The organism is Bradyrhizobium oropedii (assembly GCF_020889685.1).
In the GTDB taxonomy this organism is placed as follows: Bacteria; Pseudomonadota; Alphaproteobacteria; order Rhizobiales; family Xanthobacteraceae; genus Bradyrhizobium; species Bradyrhizobium oropedii.
In genome coordinates this window covers 1-589 of record NZ_JACMYO010000489.1, presented here as the reverse complement: position 1 = coordinate 589, position 589 = coordinate 1, and the positions used below count along the sequence as shown (strand labels likewise).

The window sequence follows — 589 nt, the reverse complement described above, 5'->3', positions numbered from 1 at the left end:
CGCCCGTAAAGCCGCGCCATTTTGGTGTTGGCGCTGGTTTCGTCGATGAAGACGAGGCGGTCAGGATCAAGATCGATTTGCCCTTCGAACCACTCCTCACGAGCGGCATTTATATCGCCGCGCCGTTGCTCGGCGGCGTGCGCTGTCTTTTTTTAAGTGTGATCTTTCTGCGCTGGAAGAAACGCCAGAGCGACGCGATGCCGGCCGATATTCCGCGATGTTTCAACAGCTCGCGCAACTCGGCGAGCGTGATATCCGGATTCGCAGTCACCGCGTCCAAAATCAATTGTGCATGCGCTTCGATGCGCTGCGATTTGCGGTCACCGCCCTGGCGTTTAGGAACGATATCGCCAACTTCCTTGAGGCGACTGCGCCAGCGGATCGCGCTGGCCGCGCTGACACCAAAGCGCTCGGCAGCCTGTCGACAGGACAAGCCGCCGTCGATCGCGGCTACCACCCTTTGGCGAAGATCAACCGAAAGCGCCCTGGTCATGCATGCTGACCTCCTTCGCCAGCATGCAGCTTTGAATCTGACTCGCGCCGTTTTGGGAATCCCCACCCGATTCATTCCGGTCGGAAAATGCTCTAG

At 58.7% G+C, this 589-nt stretch carries 1 pseudogene; it reads right to left on the bottom strand.

Annotated features, from left to right (window positions below):
* Nucleotides 1-493: pseudogene (locus H8A95_RS43435) on the bottom strand (IS630 transposase-related protein); the annotation flags it as partial.
* Between the last annotated feature and the right edge of the window lie 96 nt (nucleotides 494-589).